The sequence below is a fragment of the Vreelandella zhuhanensis genome, from assembly GCF_009793355.1.
Classification (GTDB): Bacteria; Pseudomonadota; Gammaproteobacteria; order Pseudomonadales; family Halomonadaceae; genus Vreelandella; species Vreelandella zhuhanensis.
The window spans coordinates 32,689-52,422 of record NZ_WTKP01000004.1; the positions used below are offsets into that span (position 1 = coordinate 32,689).

General features: G+C 58.3%; 15 protein-coding genes and 2 tRNA genes. 2 read left to right on the forward strand and 15 right to left on the reverse strand.

The genetic code is table 11. The annotated features are described in order from the left end of the window. Positions 1–125: 125 nt before the first annotated feature. The 8 genes from GPM19_RS06340 to rlmE form a co-directional block, all read right to left on the reverse strand. A tRNA-Met gene (locus GPM19_RS06340) sits at positions 126–202 on the reverse strand. A 117-nt stretch (positions 203–319) separates the two neighbouring features. Further along, positions 320–406 (reverse strand) — tRNA-Leu (locus tag GPM19_RS06345). 21 nt (positions 407–427) lie between these two features. After that, a complete protein-coding gene (gene secG, locus GPM19_RS06350; protein ID WP_160418069.1) occupies positions 428–787 on the reverse strand; it encodes a preprotein translocase subunit SecG in 360 nt (119 codons plus the stop codon). Positions 788–791: 4 nt separating this feature from the next. Continuing rightward, on the reverse strand, positions 792–1,541 hold the full coding sequence (gene tpiA, locus GPM19_RS06355) for a triose-phosphate isomerase (protein WP_160418071.1): 750 nt from the start codon (positions 1,539–1,541) through the stop codon (positions 792–794). 81 nt (positions 1,542–1,622) lie between these two features. Further along, the gene (gene glmM, locus GPM19_RS06360) at positions 1,623–2,972 is read right to left on the reverse strand and encodes a phosphoglucosamine mutase (RefSeq protein WP_160418073.1); all 1,350 of its coding nucleotides are present in this window, start codon (positions 2,970–2,972) and stop codon (positions 1,623–1,625) included. Next, on the reverse strand, positions 2,969–3,871 hold the full coding sequence (folP, locus tag GPM19_RS06365) for a dihydropteroate synthase (RefSeq protein WP_160418075.1): 903 nt from the start codon (positions 3,869–3,871) through the stop codon (positions 2,969–2,971). The genes glmM and folP overlap by 4 nt, the downstream gene beginning before the upstream one ends. A gap of 113 nt (positions 3,872–3,984) precedes the next feature. Further along, positions 3,985–5,970, reverse strand: a complete 1,986-nt coding sequence (gene ftsH / locus GPM19_RS06370) for an ATP-dependent zinc metalloprotease FtsH (RefSeq protein ID WP_160418077.1) — start codon at positions 5,968–5,970, stop codon at positions 3,985–3,987. Between the two features lie 248 nt (positions 5,971–6,218). Further along, a complete protein-coding gene (rlmE, locus tag GPM19_RS06375; protein WP_160418080.1) occupies positions 6,219–6,923 on the reverse strand; it encodes a 23S rRNA (uridine(2552)-2'-O)-methyltransferase RlmE in 705 nt (234 codons plus the stop codon). A gap of 100 nt (positions 6,924–7,023) precedes the next feature. Between rlmE and yhbY the strand changes: the two genes are divergently transcribed. Further along, positions 7,024–7,350, forward strand: coding sequence for a ribosome assembly RNA-binding protein YhbY (gene yhbY / locus GPM19_RS06380; RefSeq protein WP_160418082.1), 327 nt, complete (start codon positions 7,024–7,026; stop codon positions 7,348–7,350). An 82-nt stretch (positions 7,351–7,432) separates the two neighbouring features. Here yhbY and greA read toward each other — a convergent pair whose 3' ends face one another. The 4 genes from greA to dapB all read right to left on the reverse strand — a co-directional run bounded on the left by greA (position 7,433) and on the right by dapB (position 13,435). Next, positions 7,433–7,909 carry a transcription elongation factor GreA gene (gene greA, locus GPM19_RS06385; protein WP_160418085.1) on the reverse strand — a complete coding sequence of 159 codons (477 nt, stop codon included), beginning with the start codon at positions 7,907–7,909 and terminating at the stop codon, positions 7,433–7,435. Further along, positions 7,906–11,136, reverse strand: a complete 3,231-nt coding sequence (gene carB / locus GPM19_RS06390; RefSeq protein WP_160418087.1) for a carbamoyl-phosphate synthase large subunit — start codon at positions 11,134–11,136, stop codon at positions 7,906–7,908. Before carB ends, greA begins: the two co-directional genes overlap by 4 nt. 49 nt (positions 11,137–11,185) lie before the next feature. Further along, positions 11,186–12,331: a glutamine-hydrolyzing carbamoyl-phosphate synthase small subunit gene (gene carA / locus GPM19_RS06395; protein ID WP_202114744.1), complete on the reverse strand. Its 1,146-nt coding sequence runs from the start codon at positions 12,329–12,331 to the stop codon at positions 11,186–11,188. 285 nt (positions 12,332–12,616) lie between these two features. Continuing rightward, positions 12,617–13,435, reverse strand: a complete 819-nt coding sequence (gene dapB, locus GPM19_RS06400) for a 4-hydroxy-tetrahydrodipicolinate reductase (RefSeq protein ID WP_160418091.1) — start codon at positions 13,433–13,435, stop codon at positions 12,617–12,619. Between dapB and GPM19_RS06405 the strand changes: the two genes are divergently transcribed. Then, complete coding sequence (locus GPM19_RS06405; RefSeq protein ID WP_160418093.1) at positions 13,434–15,536, forward strand: MBL fold metallo-hydrolase; 2,103 nt, start codon at positions 13,434–13,436, stop codon at positions 15,534–15,536. The two genes, dapB and GPM19_RS06405, sit on opposite strands and share 2 nt — an antisense overlap. A 72-nt stretch (positions 15,537–15,608) precedes the next feature. Here the strand turns inward: GPM19_RS06405 and dnaJ are convergent, their stop codons facing one another. The 3 genes from dnaJ to grpE form a co-directional block, all read right to left on the reverse strand. Beyond that, positions 15,609–16,760: a molecular chaperone DnaJ gene (gene dnaJ / locus GPM19_RS06410; RefSeq protein WP_160418095.1), complete on the reverse strand. Its 1,152-nt coding sequence runs from the start codon at positions 16,758–16,760 to the stop codon at positions 15,609–15,611. Positions 16,761–16,868: 108 nt separating this feature from the next. After that, positions 16,869–18,791, reverse strand: a complete 1,923-nt coding sequence (dnaK, locus tag GPM19_RS06415; RefSeq protein WP_160418096.1) for a molecular chaperone DnaK — start codon at positions 18,789–18,791, stop codon at positions 16,869–16,871. A gap of 138 nt (positions 18,792–18,929) precedes the next feature. Next, positions 18,930–19,565: a nucleotide exchange factor GrpE gene (gene grpE / locus GPM19_RS06420; protein ID WP_160418098.1), complete on the reverse strand. Its 636-nt coding sequence runs from the start codon at positions 19,563–19,565 to the stop codon at positions 18,930–18,932. Positions 19,566–19,734: the final 169 nt, after the last annotated feature.

Here is a 19,734-nt window from a genome sequence, read left to right on the forward strand (position 1 = left end):
TGAGAAGGTTTGCTAACAAAAAGCCCCTTCACAGGAAGGGGCTTTTTGAAAGAAACCTGTTGTACCACTTAGGCTATCCCCACATGCTTCCACTCAAGTGGACCAACAAGTGACTGCCTAAAAAATGGTAGCGGGGACCGGATTTGAACCGATGACCTTCGGGTTATGAGCCCGACGAGCTACCAGACTGCTCCACCCCGCATCAATCTAGGTTGACGATAATAGACCTACTTGGCGCTTACGTCAAGCTATTCTTTTTCGTCTCAGGTACCAAACCTGAATTCTGGAGAACTGACGTTAAAGCTGTCAGTAAATCAGATGGTGCCGAAGGCGGGACTTGAACCCGCACGACCATACGGTCACTACCCCCTCAAGATAGCGTGTCTACCAATTCCACCACTTCGGCATCAGGGGAGGCTCAAGAAAGCTAGTCGCTGCTTTCCTCAAGCACTGGCGCGGTATTATCCACACTTGGGGCTTCGTCGTCAAGCGTTGGCAAACTGCGTTGTTGATCGATTAAACGCGCACCCGGCACACCGGCCTCAGGCGCCTGACCGGCCTGGGTGGCGAAATACGCCAAGGTCATTGATGTCACGAAGAACGCCGCTGCCAGGAAGGCGGTAAAACGCGCAAGAAAACTTCCGCTACCGCGTGAGCCGAATACGGTTTGCGAGGCCCCCCCACCAAAAGCGGCACCAGCTTCTGCGCCCTTGCCCTGCTGTAACAGGATCAAGACAACCAAGGCGATCGCGATCACCACATGAATCATGAGAATTGCAACTTGCATGGAATTATCCTGCTGACTGACAAATGGCGTAAAAGTCTTCGGCCTTAAGCGAGGCTCCCCCCACCAGGCCGCCGTCGATATCCGGCTGAGCAAGCAGCTCAGCCGCATTTTTGGCGTTCATGCTACCGCCGTAAAGCAAGCGCAACTGCTGCGCCAATTCTTCATCATAACCCGCTTGATGGTGGCGAATCCCGGCCATGACCTCCTGAGCCTGCTCAGGCGTTGCCGTGCGACCGGTGCCAATGGCCCATACCGGCTCATAGGCGACTACCAACTGGGCACGCTGCACTGGATCCAGAGGCGCCATCACACACCCCACCTGCCGCAACACCACGTCCATGGTGCGCCCGGCATCACGCTCTTCAAGTGTTTCTCCGACACACAAGATAGGCTTTATATCCGCATTCAAGGCTGCCAGCACACGATCGTAAACGTGGCCATCGCTTTCACGATACAGCTCGCGCCGCTCGGAATGGCCGATGAGCACGTATTCGACACCCAGCTCCTTGAGCATACCGCCACTCACTTCGCCAGTATGCGCTCCAGAGTGCAACGGGTTCAGTGTTTGCGCCCCCAGGGTGAGCCGCGTATCGGCGAAGGCACGCCGCGCCGCTTCCAGATAAGGGAAAGGCGGATGAATCGTAACGTCCACGTTCGCCGGCAACCCTGGCTGTGAGAATACCTTACCAAAAGCTTCCACCAACGCAGTGGAGCCATTCATTTTCCAATTGCCGGCAATCAAGGGCGTACGCATCGTACTTTCCTAACTCAAGGTGGAGCGAAATGGTATAGGAGCGGCCTTGTCAAGACAACCGCTGACGCAAGCACAGCTGGACTAATCGAGCAAGGCTTGTACCTTTCGGGCCAGCGTCTGCGCCAGCGCCTCGACATCCAGATGCGCCCTGCCTTCGACCATCACGCGGATCAAAGGCTCGGTGCCCGAGGCCCGCAGCAAGACACGCCCCTGATCGCCGAGCTCGGCTTCCAGCGCTATCACCGCCTGCTGCAACGGCTCCGATGCCATTACCGTCTTGGCATGAGTGCCGGTCGGCAAACGTACATTAACCAGCACCTGAGGCACTTTCTCCAAACCGGCGAGCAGTTTCGACAAGGGCTTGCCCTCGCGCATCATTATCGCCACCACCTGCAGCGCAGAGACGATCCCGTCACCGGTAGACTGTACATGGCCACAAACGATGTGCCCGGAGGATTCCCCACCCAAATACCAGCCATTGGCCGCCATGCGCTCCACCACATAGCGGTCGCCAACCTTGGCCCTCTCGAAAGGAATATCCAACTGCTCCATGGCCATGGCCAATCCAAAGTTGGACATCAGGGTGCCCACCACCCCGCCGTTGAGATTGCCTTGCGCATGACGGTCCGTGGCAATCAGATACAGAATGTCGTCGCCATCGATCTCACGGCCATCGGCATCCACCAGCAAGACACGATCGCCATCGCCATCAAAGGCGATACCCAGCTGCGCACCCTGCTGGATCACTGCGGCGCGCAGAGCCGCCGGATGGGTGGAACCCACTTCGTGGTTGATGTTCAAGCCATCCGGGCTGGCGCCGATGACACTGACATCGGCGCCCAACTCCCTGAATACATTAGGCGCGATATGATACGTCGCCCCATGCGCGCAATCGAGTACGATCTTCAGCCCGTGCAGGCTCAAGCGGTCCGCTAGCGTTGATTTACAAAACTCGATATAGCGACCTGCTGCATCGTCGATACGCGCCACCTTGCCCAGCTGTGATGCAGCCACCGTGGTCAACGGCTTTTCGAGCTCAGCTTCGATCCGCTCTTCGATTCCGTCGTCAAGCTTGGTGCCTTCCGAAGAGAAAAACTTGATGCCATTATCGGCAAAAGGATTGTGCGAAGCAGAAATTACAATGCCCGCATCGGCACGAAATGTACGCGTCAGGTAAGCAATACCCGGCGTCGGCATCGGCCCAAGCAGTGACACATCGACACCTGCCGCCGACAATCCTGCCTCCAGAGCAGATTCGAACATATACCCCGAAATCCGCGTATCCTTGCCGATCAAGACCCGGGCGCGCCCACGCTCGCGATTCAACACACGGCCTGTCGCCCAGCCCAGCTTGAGCATGAAGTCAGCGGTAATCGGGGCTTGCCCTACCGTCCCTCGAATACCGTCGGTACCAAAATAACGTCGTGTCATGAGCCGGCTCCCTCTCTTGCCTGCTGTTCACTTCCTTCCTGGAGCACCGCCCACGCCATGTTGATGGCATCCATTGTAGGGGCGACGTCATGCACCCGTAGAATTCTGGCACCGCGCTCCACCGCCATGGCGCTTAACACCAATCCACCGGCCAGGCGCTCTTCCACGGGACGCCCGAGCACTTTGCCGATCATGCTCTTGCGCGACATCCCCACCAGCAGCGGCAATCCTAGCCGGGTCAATCCCTGCATACGGCTGAGCAGGCGCAGATTGTGCTCCACGCTCTTGCCGAAACCAAAACCTGGATCCACAAGTAACCGCTCTCGACGCAGCCCGGCGGCTTCGCATTGGGCGACTCGCTGGATTAGGTACTCGGCCACTTCCTCTTCAATCGGCAGCGTATAGTGCGGCGCCTGCTGCATATCCTGCGGCTCACCCTGGCGATGCATCAAACATACCGGCAGACCACTTCCCATGGCCGCCGCCAGCGCCCCTTCACGTTCAAGCGCCCGCACATCATTGATCATGCCTCCCCCCAAGGCGGAAACCTCACGCATCACCTTCGGGCAACTCGTGTCCACCGATACCAACGCATCCAGCTCGCGCACCAACCGCTCAACAATCGGCGCAACGCGGTCCAGCTCCTGCTGAGCACTGACCGGCGATGCGCCAGGACGCGTCGACTCCCCGCCGACATCGATGATTGCCGCCCCTTCGGCCAACATCGTCTCGGCATGGCGCAGGGCATCCTCCTGAGCCAGATGCTGGCCGCCATCGGAAAAGGAGTCCGGCGTTACATTAAGGATTCCCATGACGCGGGGAAAGGAAAGATCCAGAAGGTGTCGCCCACAACGCAAATGGGGCTCGTGGTCGGTATGGGTGTCAACCGTGGATTGCATGTTGTCGCCTGGTTAAAAAGAAGAAATGTTACTGATTCTCTCCAGAATAGCAAAAAAGGCGCCCCACTAGGGACGCCCATCAGTACGAAAGCACATATCAAGCGGACCAGCGACTAGGAGCCGGCCGGCCCACCCAAGGGGTCGGAGGGGCGACGATTCGGCTCGTCATCACCTTCCCCATCGCTATCGTCACTTGGCTTGGATGCCTTGGTATCGTTTCGAACATCATCTTCGACCTTGGCACCTCCGCTGGAATCACCTTCATCCCAGTCCTTGGGCGGCCGAGGAGCACGCCCTCCCATGATATCCTTGAGCTGGTCGGCATCGATAGTTTCGTACTTCATCAATGCTTCGGCCATGGCATCAAGTTTGTCGCGATTGTCTTCCAGGATCTGCTTGGCCTGGTGGTAACAACCATCGATGATCTTGCGCACTTCCTTGTCGAGCCGCGTGGTCGTGTCACCGGACTTCATCTTGGAGCCGCCCTGACCCGGACCACCGAGGAACTGATGTGACTCGTCCTCATCGTACATGATCGGGCCCATCTCATCGGAAAGGCCCCACTTGGCCACCATGTTATGGGCCAACTCGGTAGCACGCTTGATGTCGTTGGAGGCCCCGGTGGTCACGCCATTCGGCCCCAAGGTCATCTCTTCAGCAATGCGCCCGCCAAACAGTGAACATATCTGGCTGATGATCTGCTGGCGCGACAGACTATAGCGATCCTCTTCCGGCAAGAACATGGTCACACCCAGCGCTCGACCGCGCGGAATGATAGTCACCTTGTAGACCGGGTCGTGCTCCGGCATCACCAGACCGATCACCGCATGACCGGATTCATGATAGGCGGTATTGAGCTTTTCCTTGTCGGTCATGACCATGGATTTGCGCTCGGCACCCATCATGATCTTGTCCTTGGCAAGTTCCAGCTCGTCCATACCCACCAGACGCCGATTACGCCGTGCGGCGAACAGTGCCGCCTCGTTGACCAGGTTGGCCAGGTCGGCACCGGAAAAGCCCGGGGTACCCCGTGCGATAAGTTGCGGCTTGACGTCATCCGCCAGCGGCACCTTGCGCAGGTGAACGCCCAGAATATGCTCGCGACCACGAATATCGGGCAGGCCCACCGTTACCTGGCGATCGAAGCGGCCCGGACGCATCAGCGCCGGATCCAGCACGTCGGGACGGTTGGTGGCAGCGATGACGATAACGCCTTCATTGGCCTCGAAACCGTCCATTTCCACCAGCAACTGGTTCAGCGTCTGCTCACGCTCGTCATTGCCGCCGCCCATGCCTGCACCGCGTGAACGGCCTACGGCATCGATTTCATCAATGAAAATGATGCAAGGCGCTTGCTTTTTAGCCTGCTCGAACATGTCACGCACACGGGATGCACCAACACCCACGAACATCTCGACGAAATCGGAACCCGAGATCGAGAAGAACGGCACCTTGGCCTCGCCGGCAATCGATTTGGCCAGCAGCGTCTTACCGGTACCCGGTGGCCCCACCATCAGCACGCCACGGGGAATGGTACCGCCCAGACGCTGAAACTTGGTGGGTTCGCGCAGGAAGTCGACCAGCTCTTCAACTTCTTCCTTGGCTTCATCGCAGCCGGCTACATCGGCAAACGTCGTCTTGATCTGATCTTGGGAAAGCAGCTTGGCCTTGGATTTACCAAAGCTCATGGGGCCGCCCTTGCCGCCACCAGCACCGCCCTGCATCTGGCGCATGAAGAACATGAAAATCGCCAGGATCAGCAGAATCGGGAAGCTCGCGATCAACAGTCGCGTCCAGATACTTTGCTGTTCGGGTTCCTTGCCTACCACGGTGACGTCATTGGCCAGCAAGTCATCCATCAGCTTGGGATCTTCCGCCGCCGGACGGATGGTCTGGAACTGTGATCCATCCGCACGCTCACCGCTGATGGTGTAACCATCGATGGTGACGCTGCGTACCTGCTGATTCTGCACCTGTTCCACGAACTGAGAATAGTTCATGGTCTGAGGAGCGCTTTCCGTCGTGAAATTATTGAACACTGTCAGCAGAACGGCCGCGATGACCAACCACAGAATCAGGTTCTTCGCCATATCATTCAAGGGAGTACCCTCATTGCAAGAATCTGTCAGTTAAACGTTGATGGTTTGACCTACTCCGGCATCAAGCGTTCAACCATTACCGAAGCCGGTCGGCTTCGGGCCATCTGTGTCACGCCTGTCAATGCTGCCTAATGTGACACACCTTGCGCTGCCTGTCCGGCAATCGCTTCGATTAATTCAGTCTATTGCAGCTTCAATCCATTCAAGAGAAAACATTCACCTTGGCCTTGATACAGCTAATATCGAGTTTAGCCACGAAAACCTTCCGCCAACAGATACACTTCCCGCGAACGCGCACGAGAGGCCTCTGGTTTGCGCGTTACCACACGTTTGAAGTGGACGCGCAGCATTTTCAGGTAGGCATCAAATCCTTCCCCCTGAAAAACTTTGGCCAAAAAACGGCTTTGTGGAGAAAGCGTTTCCCTCGACAATTCCAGCGCCAACTCGACCAGGTACATCGCTTGAGGCTGATCAATAGCCGCCATACCACTCATATTGGGGGCCATATCCGACAACACAAGATCAACCGGCCGATTCCCCAGCGTTGAGAGGATCGCATCCAGCACCTTCTGCTCGGTAAAATCTCCCTGTATGAACTCAACCCCCGCCAGGGCATCCATTTCCAGAATATCCGAGGCAATCACAACCCCTTCGGGCCCTACCTTTTCCGCGGCCACTTGACTCCAGCCACCAGGCGCCGCCCCCAAGTCGATTACTGTCATCCCGGGACGAAACAACGCATCCTTGGCATCCAGCTCCAACAGCTTGTAGCTGGCCCGCGAGCGGTACCCATCTTCCCAGCTGCGCTGTACATAGTGATCGTCAAAATGCTCTTTCATCCAGGTGGAACTGGTTTTTGTCTTGCTGGTTTTTTTGTGGCCACCAGCAGCTTCATTGCTACTAGGCTTTTTACTGACATTGGTACGCTTGCGACTTGAAGGCTTTTGTTGCATGAGGGATCTAGGCACGTCGGAAAAATAAGAGCGCTTTCACCCTAAGGCGTTTCACCGTAAGATGGAGCGTTAAGCGCTAACTGGGATACCGCAAGATACCATGAGCTTGTCACAGGCACAAAAGAAAGCATTTCGCAGCATCGGCCATCACCTCAGCCCCGTCGTCACCGTTTCCGAGAATGGTGTGTCGGAGAATCTGCTGGCGGAACTCGACCGCGCCCTCAACGATCACGAGCTCATCAAGGTCAAGCTAGCTTTGCCGGAGCGCGATGATCGGGCGGTGATGATCGGGGAACTACTGGCTGATAGCCGCGCCGAACTGATCCAGACCATCGGCAAGATGGCGCTGCTGTATCGTCACAACCCTCAGGTCAACCCGAAGCTTTCCAACATCAAGCGCTTCGAGAATCATCACGGCCGCCACTGAACGCATTGCTCGCCCCTAACCGGGGCTAGCCGTACGCAAAAGCCCGCGACTTGGTCGCGGGCTTTTTTATGCCGACAAGACGCTAGCTATGTTCGACGTTGCCAATCTCGTACTCGACTTCACCGCCGGGGGTTTTCACCACGACGACATCGCCTTCTTCCTTACCGATCATGGCTCGCGCAATGGGGGACGTCACGGAGATACGCCCTTCTTTAATATTGGCTTCGTCTTCACCCACGATACGATAGGTAACTTCCTCATCGGTATTCAGGTTGATCAATTCGACGGTGACACCAAAAATCACCTTGCCCGTTCTGGGCAGCTTGGTCACGTCGATCACCTGAGCGGTGGAAAGTTTGCTTTCGATCTCCTGAATCCGCCCTTCGATGAATCCTTGCTGCTCACGGGCGGCATGGTATTCAGCATTTTCCTTGAGGTCGCCATGCTCGCGGGCTTCGGCAATCGCGGCGATCACCCGAGGGCGCGCTTCACTCTTGAGATGATTCAGCTCATCGCGCAGATTTTTCTCACCAGCGACGGTCATCGGGACCTTATTCATTGCGTTGCTCCTGCATGCAGTTCCTGTAACCGCCGTACGGTAATGTCACTGCCGTATTCCAGTGCCATGCACACCGCATTAGCGCCCGCCAAGGTGGTGGCATAAGGCACCTTGCGTGCAAGTGCGGTACGGCGGATGACCGAAGAGTCGTTGATCGCCTGACGACCTTCGGTGGTATTAACGATATAGGCTATCTCGTCGTTCTTGAGTAGATCGACGATATGCGGGCGGCCTTCAAAGACTTTATTGACACGCTCCACAGCAAGCCCGGCCGCCTCCAAGGCTACCGCCGTGCCGCTTGTGGCGCACAACGTGAACCCTAATGCTAGCAGAGAACGGCCAACTTCGATAACACCCGCCTTGTCCGGCTCACGCACCGAAAGAAACGCCTTGCGCTCGCCGCTAAGCGCCGGAATGGCTTCGCCCGCCCCTAGCTGCGCCTTGTAGAAGGCCTCGGCGAAGGTGTCGCCGCTTCCCATGACTTCCCCAGTAGACTTCATTTCCGGCGACAGGATGGGGTCGACCCCGGGAAACTTGTTAAACGGGAATACCGCCTCCTTGACACTGTAGAAATGCGGCACGATTTCACGCTCAAAGCCCTGATCGGCCAAGGATTTCCCTGCCATGCAGCGTGCGGCGATCTTGGCCAGCGACGTGCCGATGCACTTGGAGACGAAGGGTACCGTGCGCGAGGCACGCGGGTTGACTTCGATCACGTAGATCTCGCCATCCTGCCAGGCCAGCTGGACGTTCATCAGCCCCACCACACCCAACTCCACGGCCATGCGCTTGACCTGGGCGCGCATTTCATCCTGCACCTCGGCAGGCAGCGAATACGGCGGCAAAGCGCAGGCGGAGTCGCCGGAGTGAACGCCTGCTTGCTCTACGTGCTGCATGATGCCACCGATCACCACTTGCTTGCCGTCGCTGACCGCATCGATATCGATCTCGACGGCCGCACTCAGGAAGTAATCCAGCAGTACCGGCGAATCGTTGGACACCTTGACCGCATTAGTCATGTAGTTTTCAAGCTCGGAGGCGTCGTAGACGATCTCCATGGCCCGACCGCCCAGCACATAACTGGGACGCACCACCAATGGATAGCCGATGTTCTCCGCCTTGGCAAAGGCCTCATCGAAGCTGCGCGCCGTGGCGTTGGGTGGCTGCTTGAGACCTAGCTTTTCGATCATCACCTGAAAGCGCTCGCGATCTTCAGCACGGTCGATGGCATCCGGCGTGGTGCCAATAATCGGCACACCAGCGGCTTCCAGCTCACGAGCAAGCTTGAGCGGTGTCTGACCACCAAACTGCACGATCACACCGACCGGTTTTTCCTTGTCGGCGATCTCTAAAACGTCTTCCAACGTCACCGGCTCGAAATAGAGACGGTCCGAGGTATCGTAATCGGTGGAGACAGTTTCCGGATTACAGTTGACCATGATGGTCTCGTAACCATCCTCGCGCATCGCCAACGCCGCATGCACGCAGCAATAATCGAACTCGATCCCCTGACCGATACGGTTGGGCCCACCGCCCAGCACCATGATTTTCTGGCGATCGGAAACCTCAGCCTCGCACTCTTCCTCATAGGTGGAATACATGTAGGCGGTATCGGAGGCAAATTCGGCGGCACAGGTATCCACGCGCTTGTAGACCGGGCGAATACCGTGTTTCTGGCGTGTCTTGCGGAACTCTTTATCCGAGACGCCCAACAGGCTTGCCAGACGCGCATCGGAAAAGCCCTTGCGCTTGATGGCATACAGCTCGCTTGCGCTGAAGTCGGCCAGAGAGCGCTTGGCGACTTCCTGCTCAGTGCGTACCAGGTCTTCGATCTGCACCAGATACCAGGGGTCGATATTGGTTAGCTCGAAAATTTCCTCGACGCTCATGCCAGCACGCATGGCATCGGCGATATAAAAGATGCGCTCGGCGCCAGCAGCCTGAAGCTCACCCTTGATACGCGCCATGGCATCCGGTGTGAAATCGGTAATGATCGGATCGAGACCGTCGTTGCCGGTTTCCAGACCGCGCAATGCCTTATGCAAGGACTCCTGGAACGTGCGCCCGATGGCCATCACCTCGCCGACCGACTTCATTTGCGTGGTCAGACGGTCATTGGCCTGAGGAAACTTCTCGAAGGTGAAACGCGGAATCTTGGTGACCACGTAGTCGATCGAAGGCTCGAACGACGCCGGGGTGCGGCCGCCGGTAATGTCGTTTTGTAGCTCATCCAGGGTGTAACCGATGGCAAGTTTGGCGGCGATCTTGGCGATCGGAAAGCCGGTCGCCTTGGAGGCCAGCGCCGACGAGCGACTGACGCGGGGGTTCATCTCGATCACCACCATGCGCCCGGTCTTGGGGTCGACACCGAACTGGACGTTGGAGCCACCGGTCTCGACACCGATTTCACGCAGCACCGCCAGGGAGGCATCGCGCATGATCTGATATTCTTTATCGGTCAGCGTCTGGGCCGGGGCCACGGTGATGGAATCGCCGGTATGTACGCCCATGGGGTCGAAGTTTTCGATCGCACAGACAATGATGCAGTTGTCGTTCCTGTCGCGAACGACTTCCATCTCGTATTCCTTCCAACCCAGCAGCGATTCATCGATCAGCAACTCATGGTTGCTGGAAAGCTCGAAGCCGCGCCCACAGATTTCCTCGAACTCTTCCTTGTTGTACGCCACCCCGCCGCCGGAGCCACCCATGGTGTAGGAGGGTCGCACGATGGTCGGAAAGCCGAGTTCGGCCTGGATTTCCCAGGCCTCAGCCATGGAGTGAGCCACCTTGGCCTTGGGGCACGCCAAGCCGATGTTTTTCATTGCCTTGTCGAAGAGGTCGCGATCCTCGGCCTTGTTGATCGCCTCGGCGTTGGCGCCAATCATCTCCACCCCGTATTTCTCGAGCACGCCATGCTCGTCCAGCTCCAGGGCGCAGTTGAGCGCGGTCTGGCCGCCCATGGTGGGCAAGATCACATCGGGGCGCTCGGCTTCGATGATCTTCTCCACCGTCTGCCAGGTAATCGGCTCGATATAGGTGGCATCGGCCATAGCCGGGTCGGTCATGATGGTGGCCGGGTTGGAGTTGACCAGAATGACTCGGTAGCCTTCCTCGCGCAGCGCCTTGCACGCCTGGGCGCCGGAGTAGTCGAATTCACAGGCCTGGCCGATCACGATCGGGCCAGCGCCAATGATAAGAATGCTGTTGATATCGGTACGCTTGGGCATGACGGTTCCCGCAAAAAAGTGACGAATGACGACGGATTTCGGGCTCGCGTTAGCGACGCGCCTGCATCATCGCGACAAAACGATCGAACAAGGGTGCGACATCGCGCGGGCCAGGACTGGCTTCCGGATGGCCTTGAAAACTGAAGGCCGGGCGATCGGTACGCTCGATTCCCTGCAAGGTGCCGTCGAACAGCGAACGGTGCGTGGCGCGCAGTGTCGCGGGCAGCGTCGACTCATCGGCAGCGAAGCCGTGGTTCTGGCTGGTGATCATTACCTTGCCGGTATCCAGGTCTTGCACCGGATGGTTGGCGCCATGATGGCCATGGCTCATTTTCACTGTCTTGGCGCCACTGGCCAGGGCCAGCAGTTGATGGCCCAGACAAATACCGAACAAGGGAATATCGGTTTCCAGAAGCTGCTCGATCGCCTTGATGGCGTAATCGCAGGGCTCCGGGTCGCCCGGGCCATTGGCCAGGAAAACCCCATCGGGGTTCATCGCCAGTACCTCGGCGGCCGGTGTTTGCGCCGGCACCACACTCAGGCGGCAACCGCGTGACGCGAGCATGCGCATGATGTTGCGCTTGATTCCGTAATCGAAGGCCACCACATGGAAGGGATGCTCGCCTTGGGGGGCATCGGCATGGCCACTACCCAGATCCCATTCACCTTCTGACCACTGGTAAGGCGCCTGGCAGGAGACCACCTTGGCCAGATCCATCCCCTTGAGCCCCGGGAACGCCTTGGCTGCTTCAAGCGCACGCTCGACAGCGTCTTCACCCTCAGCATCCGGCCCCGCCAGAATCGCCCCTTTCTGAGCCCCCTTGTCGCGCAGAATCCGCGTCAGGCGGCGAGTATCGATATCGGCGATACCCAGGACGTTCTGGCTTTTCAGGTAATCGGAAAGAGTCTGTTCACTGCGAAAATTGCTGGCGATCAAGGGTAGGTCACGAATTACCAGGCCGGCAGCAGCGATACCGCCGGACTCCACGTCTTCAGCGTTAACCCCGGTGTTACCGATATGCGGGTAGGTAAGGGTAACGATCTGACGGGTATAGGAGGGGTCGGTCAGAATCTCCTGGTAACCGGTCATGGCCGTATTGAACACCACCTCACCGCTGGTTTGTCCATCGGCACCGATGGCCGTGCCATGAAATACACTGCCATCTTCCAGAGCCAGTATCGCGGGTTTGTTCAATGCGGGTTTGTTCAAGACAAGATCCTCCCATGCTGGTGGAGCCCGTGGGCGCAGGCTCGGCAATCCTGCGGATGCGAACGTTCGCACCCACGATCAACGAATTTCGGGTCGTAAAAAAGCGGGACAAAGCCGATGGAAAAATCGGTTTCATCCCGCTTGTTGTTCGATGCTCGGGTTGGCCAACGCAACAAGCGCGTCGCTTTATGACTTCTCTACTTCAGGCACCCGGCCAAAATTTTTGCAATTTTACAGGATTTAGCACCCCTCGACTACCCCCAAGGAGCCTCAGTTCAATGCCAGCACATCCTGCATGTCGTAACGGCCGATTTCCTTGTCCGCCACCCAGCGCGCGGCACGCACTGCGCCTTTGGCGAATGTCATGCGGCTACTGGCCTTATGAGTGATCTCGATGCGCTCGCCTTCTGTCGCGAACATCACCGTATGCTCCCCCACGATATCGCCGGCCCGCACCGTGGCAAAGCCGATTTCCTTATCGGTGCGCGGCCCGCACTGCCCTTCGCGAGTGAATACTCCGTGTTCATCGAGGCTACGCCCCAGGGATTCAGCCACTACTTCTCCCATCTTGAGCGCGGTACCCGAAGGTGCATCCACCTTGTGGCGATGGTGGGCTTCGATCACTTCGATATCGTAGCCTTCGTCGCCCAGTGCCTTGGCAGCGGTTTCCAATAGCTTAAGCGTCAAGTTGACCCCCACGCTCATGTTGGGCGCGAATACCATGGGCAACTTGGTACGATAGCCGTCCAGTTGGGCAAGCTCGGCATCGTTCATGCCGGTGGTGCCGATCACCATGCGTTTGCCGTGATCGGCACAAAACGCCAAGTTGGCAAGTGTCACCTGGGGAGCGGTGAAGTCGATCAACACGTCGAAGTCATCGACGATCGCGGCCAACGAATCCACCGCCGTCACGCCCAGCTTGCCCTGTCCGGCCAGCTCACCGATATCCGTCCCGACAAGCGAACTTCCCGGCTCGACAATACCGCCAGCCAAGGTGGCACCAGCCTCTTGTTCAACAGCGTTTACCAAGGTGCGGCCCATGCGGCCGGCGACACCGACAATGGCGATACGAGGGGTGTGACGGCTCATGCGGACTCCTGCAAAGTTCAATGACATCGACAATGGCGGTGAGTATACCAGAGCCACCCCCTTCTCGGGCAGCAGGCGGCTGGGCAAGCACAACCGAATCAACCACACTGGAGATACCCCCGGCAAGCCGACACAAGGAGCCGCCATGCAGCCAATCCCTGGTCCTCTTTCGACAGACCACCCTCTAGTTCTACGGCTGAAGCGACACTCGCGAGTGTTATTGACCGGCCCTTCCGGCAGCGGCAAGACCACCCTTGCCCGAGCTGCCGCAGCCAGCCTCGTCGATCAGAACCTACCTTGCTACTGCCTGAGCGCCGACCCCGGCCTGCCCGGTTTCGGCCCGCCCGGAGCGCTGTGCCTGGGAAAATGGCAGCAGGATGAACATGGCGCAGGTGACTGGCAGCTCAAGAAAATGGCAGCCTTGGCGACACTCGACGCTTCGCGCTTCCGGTTGCCGTTGATCGAGGCACTGCGCCACCTCTGTGCCTCCTTGGCCGAAGCTCCCTTGATCGTCGACGCACCCGGTGTAGCACGAGGCATTGGTGGCGCCGAACTGCTGCCGGCACTTGTCAGTGCGGGGCACATCGATACCTTGGTCAAGCTGAAACCCAGTGATGCTCCCGATACACTCAGCCAGGAATATCGCGCTCTGGTCATCGAGCAATTGACACTCACCCCCGACCCCCAGGCGCAGCATCCGGGCAAGCAATTGCGCACTCAACGCCGCACCCAGGCCTGGGACGCTTATCTGTCCGACGCCACCGAGCAGAGTATCGAGCTTTCGCACCTGGCCGTGATCGGCACACCACCCCCGCGCAGCGCCACCGATGCCTGGCGTGGCCGACAGCTCGGCTTACTCGATGCCCAAGGCAATACACTGGCCCTGGGCGAGGTCATTGAGCTTCGGGACGGCAGGCTGCACTTTCTAACCCCAGCCCTTGAGCAGCCTCCCCGCACCCTAGTGGTCCGCGATGCGCAACGCCGTCGCAATGGCCAGCTAGGCACCGCTCGACCTTACCGGACACCTCAGCCAGCGTCGACTATTGAGCCGGCCATGGTGCTCCCCCCACTCGACGCGCAAAGCGGGCCGCGTCCGACGGTGCGTCTCAATGACTGCATAGCAACGTTGATGAACGGGGCTTACGGTGACCCTTTGCTGCATTTACGCATACGGCACCAAAAGCGCAGCCTGCTTTTCGATCTGGGCGACCCTGGCCGCTTGACATCGCGCCTCGCCCACCAAGTGAGCGATGTGTTTATCAGCCATGCGCATATCGATCACATTGGCGGTTTTCTCTGGCTACTGCGCTCGCGAATTGGGGACTTTCCCGCCTGCCGATTTTACGGCCCGCCCGGCCTTGCCGAGCACTTGGCCGGGCTGGTGCGCGGGGTACTTTGGGACAGGGTGGCCGACAGGGCGCCACGCTTTGAAATCCAGGAACTTCATGGGGACACCCTCAAGCGTTATTTGTTGACCGCCGGTCAAGCGCTGACAGCACTTCCCGCCCGCCCGGCCCGAGATGGCGTATTGCTCGAAGAACGCGAGTTTCGGGTACGCGCCACGACGCTCGATCACGGCACGCCAGTGCTGGCGTTCGCTTTCGAACCCCAAACCCAGCTAAAAGTGCGCAAAGAGCGACTTGAAGCCCATGGCTTGGCACCGGGGCCTTGGCTGGGCGAACTCAAGCACCACGTTCGAGCAGGCAACAGCGATACCCGGATGACCCTGCCCAATGGCGAGACTGCACCGATAGAAGCGCTGTCCCAAGCCTTGCTGTTTACCGAGCCAGCTAAACGGTTGGTGTACGCCACCGACCTGGGCGACACCGAAGATAACCGCAAGCGTTTGATTACCCTGGCTAGAAATGCTCATGTGCTATTCTGCGAGGCGCCCTTTCGTGAAGATGAAGCCGACCAGGCCAAGCGTACCGGCCACCTGACCGCTCGCGCCTGCGGCGAAATAGCCACCGCCGCAGGTGTCGGCCAGCTAGTACCCTTTCATTTCTCGCGGCGCCACGCCAACGATGCTGAAACGCTTTATGCCGAGATCAGGCCCTATTTCCCCCGCCTGGCCGAGACGCTTGGCCACGAGCCGGACTGAGCTAAAGTCATTAAAAAACCCCGACTTCTTGCGAAGGCCGGGGCTTGTTCAACATGCAAAGCACATTGCCTGTTACGGTTTCATCTCTTCGAAGAACTTCTTCACGCTGTCGAAGAAACCGCTCTTCTTAGGCGAATGGCTGTGCTTGCTGGTGCTGCTCTCCAGGCTTTCCTGGAACCGGCGCAGCAGGTCTTTCTGCTCTTCATTGAGCTTGACCGGAGTTTCCACCACCACCTTGCACAGCAGGTCTCCAGGCGGGCCGCCTCGTACCGGCTTGACACCCTTGCCACGCAAGCGGAACAGCCTGCCTGTCTGGGTCTCGGGCGGAATCTTCAGCTTCAACCGACCGTCCAGGGTTGGCACTTCCAGCTCGCCGCCCAGCGCCGCGTCAACGAAGTTGATCGGCACCTCGCAGTGCAGATGACGCCCTTCCCGCTGGAAGATATGGTGCGGCTTGATGGCCACCTGGACATACAGATCCCCGGGTGGGCCACCGTTGATTCCCGCTTCACCTTCGGCGTTCAGGCGAATCCTGTCGCCGGTATCCACGCCGGGCGGAATCTTGACCGACAGGGTGCGTGTCTCGCGCACACGGCCTTCGCCATTACACTTGTGGCACGGCACCTTGATGTGTTGGCCGCTGCCATGACAGGTCGGGCACGTCTGCTGGACGGCAAAGAAGCCTTGCTGCATGCGCACCTGGCCATGCCCGGCACAGGTCGGGCAGGTTTCCACGCTGGAACCCGGCTCGGCGCCATTTCCATCGCAGCGGTCACATGCCACATGACGCGGCACTCGGATATCCACTGTGGTCCCGGATACCGCGCTTTCCAGGTCAAGCTCCAGATTGTAGCGCAGGTCCGAACCGCGGGCTGGGGCATTGGGCCCGCGCCGACGGCCTCCGCCACCTCCACCGAAGATATCGCCGAACACATCGCCGAAGATATCGCTGAAGTCGCCGGCGCCACCTCCACCGAAGCCGCCACCGCCGCCCTGGCCATCAACGCCTGCATGACCGAACTGGTCATAAGCAGCCCGTTTTTCGTTGTCGCTAAGCACTTCGTAGGCTTCGGAAACCTCACGAAATTTTTCGGCGGCAGTACTATCTTCGGGGTTACGGTCAGGGTGGAATTTTTGCGCCAGTCGGCGATAGGCCTGCTTGATCTCTTTCTGATCGGCCCCTTTTTCCACACCCAGGACTTCGTAATAATCGCGTTTGGACATGGGTCCTTTGCGCCTCCTGGTTTAAGCAAAGAGTCTTGACCACGGATACAGCAACGCGGGGGTTGGCCCCCGCGTCACCGCATTCCTTGGCAGAAGCAGAAAGAGTGGTTACTGCTTTTTCTTGTCGTCGTTGACTTCTTCGTACTCAGCGTCAACCACGTCTTCTTCCGGCTTGGCTTCGCTTTCACCGCCTTCTTGCTGGGCGGCATCGGCTTGCTCGGCATAGAGCTTCTGCGCCAGCTTGCCCGAGGCTTCGGTCAAGGCGTCGACTTTGGTCTGGATCACCTCGCGGTCATCCCCCTTGATCACTTCTTCAAGCTCGGTAATCGCAGTTTCGATCGCCTGCTTCTCGTCATCCGAGGCCTTGTCACCGGCTTCTTCCAACGTCTTGCGCGTGGCATGAATCATGCCATCGGCCTGGTTACGCAGCTGCACCAACTCTTCGAATTTCTTGTCCTCGTCGGCATGCGCTTCGGCATCACGTACCATCTGATCGATTTCTTCATCGGTCAGGCCGCTGGACGCCTTGATGACGATGGACTGTTCCTTGTTGGTGGCCTTGTCTTTCGCCGAGACGTTAAGAATACCGTTGGCATCCAAGTCGAAGGCAACCTCGATCTGCGGCACGCCACGCGGCGCCGGCGGAATGTCGGCCAGGTCGAAGCGACCCAGTGACTTGTTGCCGGTGGACTGCTTGCGCTCACCCTGCAGGACGTGAATGGTCACGGCCGTCTGGTTGTCATCCGCGGTCGAGAAGGTTTGGGTCTTCTTGGTCGGGATGGTGGTGTTCTTTTCAATCAGCGGTGTCATCACGCCGCCCATGGTTTCGATACCCAGGGTCAGCGGTGTGACGTCAAGTAGCAGTACGTCTTTCACGTCGCCGCCCAATACGCCACCTTGAATGGCGGCACCCACCGCCACGGCTTCGTCCGGGTTGACGTCTTTGCGCGCTTCCTTGCCGAAGAATTCAGCCGCCTTCTTCTGCACCATCGGCATGCGCGTCTGGCCGCCGACCAGAATCACTTCGTCGATCTCGGAAGCGGAAAGGCCGGAATCCTTGAGCGCCATCTTGCACGGCTCGAGTGAGCGCTGAACCAGCTCTTCGACCAGGGCTTCCAGCTTGGCGCGGGTCACCTTGACGTTGAGGTGCTTCGGACCGGTGTTGTCAGCCGTGATGTACGGCAGATTGACGTCGGTCTGCTGGGCGCTGGAAAGCTCGATCTTGGCTTTTTCTGCAGCTTCTTTCAGACGTTGCATGGCCAGGTTGTCGCCGGACAGATTGATACCGCTATCCGCCTTGAACTGGTCGACCAGATAGTTGATCAACGCCAGGTCGAAGTCTTCACCACCCAGGAAAGTGTCTCCGTTGGTGGCCAGCACTTCGAACTGAGTTTCGCCGTCGACATCGGCCACTTCGATGATGGAAATATCGAAGGTACCACCCCCCAGGTCATAGACCGCGATGGTCTTGTCGCCACGCGATTTGTCCATGCCATAGGCCAGAGCGGCTGCAGTTGGCTCGTTGATGATGCGCTTGACGTCCAGACCGGCGATGCGCCCAGCATCCTTGGTCGCCTGACGCTGGCTGTCGTTGAAGTAGGCCGGAACAGTAATGACAGCTTCGGTGACGGTTTCACCCAGGTAGTCTTCCGCGGTCTTCTTCATTTTCTTCAGCACTTCGGCACTGACCTGCGGCGGCGCCATCTTCTTGTCTTTCACCTGCACCCAGGCATCACCGTTGTCGGCCTCAGTGATGGTGTAAGGCACCATCTGGATGTCTTTCTGAACCACGTCATCCTTGAAGCGACGGCCGATCAGACGCTTGATGGCGTAGAGGGTATTTTCCGGATTGGTGACCGCCTGGCGCTTGGCCGCCTGGCCCACCAGGATTTCACCCTCATCGGTGTAAGCAATGATGGAAGGCGTCGTGCGACCGCCTTCAGCGTTTTCAATGACCTTGGCGCTGTCGCCGTCAAGCACAGCAACACAGGAGTTAGTGGTGCCCAGGTCGATACCAATGATGCGTCCCATAGCGAAAACCTCAAAATTAGTTGTGACAAAAAATACGAAGATGTTAAGTGCGGCATTTACCGCGGGTTGCCCCTCTATTTGGGGGCCGCCGGCAGCTTTTCAAGGGCTTTTTTACCGATTGAGCATCTGCCCTGCGACTTAACCGGCCTTCTGGCTGACCACTACCATGGCAGGACGAACCAGGCGTCCATTGAGCAGATAGCCCTTCTGCATCACTTCCATCACAGTATTGGGCTCAAGCTCAGGGTTAGGCACCATGGCTATGGCTTCATGCACCTGGGGGTCGAACGGTTCACCTTGCGGCTCGATGCTTTCCACGCCGAACTTGCCCAGTACGTCCAGCTGCATCTTCAGCGTCATCGCCACGCCTTCGCGGTGAACTTCGGAAGCATCCTCGCCCATGGATTCCAAGGCTTTTTCCAGGCTATCGACCACCGGCAATAGTTCTTTCACGAAGCGCTCCAAGGCGAACTTGCGCACTTTTTCGGCTTCCTGTTCGGCACGTCGACGTACGTTCTGAGCCTCGGCAGCGGCACGCAAGACCTGGTCATTGGCCTGTTCCAGACTCTGTTCCAGCTCTTGCACACGGGCCGCCAACACATCGGCTTCCGCTTCGCTGCCCGAGGCTGGCTCCACCAGCGGCTCTTCATCTTCAATCAAGCCTTCAAGTTCCCCTTCCACCAGGCGCTCTTCGGCTTCCTGTTCGGGCGTTTCCGGCTTTTCATCGCGCCGCTTCAGCTCTTCATCAAGGGGGGTCTGTGGATCTTTAGCCATGCGAGTCTCCTGAAAATTTGAGTGATACCGTGCCGACATGAACCCTGGCATCGCGAGCAACTGTCTAGAAATTATCGTGTGCGGGGCTATATGGGGGCCATGCGCTTGAAGTCAAGAGGGCGTTGCAGCGACTTTTCGGCTACTGTATAAATCAACAATTCATGTATAC